Origin of the sequence: Blautia glucerasea, assembly GCF_013304385.1 — a bacterium.
GTDB classification, from domain to species: Bacteria; Bacillota; Clostridia; order Lachnospirales; family Lachnospiraceae; genus Blautia_A; species Blautia_A ammoniilytica.
This window is the reverse complement of sequence record NZ_JAAITU010000112.1, coordinates 1-1,669: the sequence shown is the minus strand read 5'-3', so window position 1 is coordinate 1,669 and position 1,669 is coordinate 1. Positions and strand designations below refer to the sequence as shown.

The following is a 1,669-nucleotide window of genomic DNA, read 5'->3' as shown; positions in this document are numbered from 1 at the left end:
TCTAATGCGGAGTAAATTATTATGCTGATTAACTTTTGAAATACCCCATATTTATGGAATAGTGTCGTTTTTTACTCAACATAATAATCCTCCGTCCTGTTGATTTCTTTAAATCATTTCTTTTAGCCAATCAAGCAATTCTTCCCTCTTTTTATCCTTGTAACGGCTTTCCGGAATGATCTTCTTGCTTGCTTTTTCAAGAGCCTCTCTTTTTGCAGCAGAATCAGCCTTTGCATATATTTCTGTCGTTTTGACTGATTCGTGACCCAAAAAGTCACGAATGTAAATCAGATTTACGTTTGCCTGCACCAAATGCATTGCTTTGCTGTGGCGAAAAATATGGGGCGTCACATTTGATATAGTCATTTCAGGGTGACTATCCTGAGCTTTCGCCACATATTTTGAAATCACATATTCTACACCGGATCTTGTGAGTTTCTGTTTCATTTTGTTCACAAACAGATACTGCTCAGGTTCCGTAATGCTGTAGTTACTGGTATATTTTTCTAATAATGATCCTGTATCAGGCATTAAAGGTACAATTCTTGATTTATTACCTTTTCCCGTAAGCGTTACTGTTGCAGGCTTTGTGAAACGAACGTCTTTCAGTTTTAAGTCCACAAGCTCTTGTACTCTGGCACCAGAATCATATAAAAGCGAAAGCATTGCGAGATCTCTTTGACCATTTTTACTCTTGGTATCGGGTTGCTCAAAAATAATTTTCAACTCATCGACTGTAAGGTACTCTACTTCCTTTTTCGCGCATTTCTTAAAGTCTATTCCAAGTATTTCCTGACATTTGGACATATATTGCGGGTCTTCGACTGCGATATATCTTGCCAACGCATGAATAACTGTCAGTCTGTGATTCCTTGTGCTGACTGCGCAACCTTTGTTTTTTTCCAACCATTGCAGATAACCTTCAACGGTCTTTCTTGAAATATTATCCATCGTTAACTTCTCCGGCTTTATCTTCAGTTCATCACGGCAATACCTTAAAAATACGATAAAGGCATCTCTATACGACTTGATTGTATTGGGACTTGCACCTATCTGCAGAGGAAGGTACCTTGTCAGATAGTCAGTAAGGTAATCTGATAAATATTTTTTACTCATCCTCATCCCCTCCCTTGAACATGTCATTGTATAAAGGGACAAGTGCATCAATTATACGATCATAAGATTCAGCAGTTAGGCGAAGGTATTTCTCTGTGCATTTGATATTCCTATGTCCCATATATTCCTCAAGATACGGAATCGAAACATATGTATCAATGCCCTTATCTACCATACTCTCAAGAGCATGAACCGCAAATGTGTGTCTCAAATCATGCAGGCGGGGAAGTCTGCCATTTGCAGCACACGGAACTCCAGCCTCCACAAGCAACTTCTTATATCTTCCAAGTATAGACCCGGTGCGGTAAGCTTCTCCCCATCTGTTTCTAAATAAAAGACCTGTGTCATTTTCCGAATAACCGACTGAATTCATGTAGTTTCTTAAGCAAGCAAACAAGGATTCTGACATGGGAACTAAGCGTGTATTATTGTATTTTGACTGCCTTACTGTAATTACCCTGTCCGAAAAATCTATATCAGATATCTTAAGGGACAAAGCTTCCGATATCCTTAAACCACAGCAATAGAGCAACCTGATAAGAAAAGGGTATAC

2 protein-coding genes are annotated in these 1,669 nt (G+C 38.8%); both read right to left on the bottom strand.

Annotated elements, in window-relative coordinates:
* Positions 1–108 precede the first annotated feature (108 nt).
* Positions 109–1,116, bottom strand: coding sequence for a site-specific integrase (locus G5B11_RS18590; RefSeq protein ID WP_173729319.1), 1,008 nt, complete (start codon positions 1,114–1,116; stop codon positions 109–111).
* On the bottom strand, positions 1,109–1,669 hold a 561-nt coding region (locus tag G5B11_RS18585; protein ID WP_173729318.1), incomplete at its 5' end, for a tyrosine-type recombinase/integrase. The genes G5B11_RS18585 and G5B11_RS18590, both read right to left, overlap by 8 nt.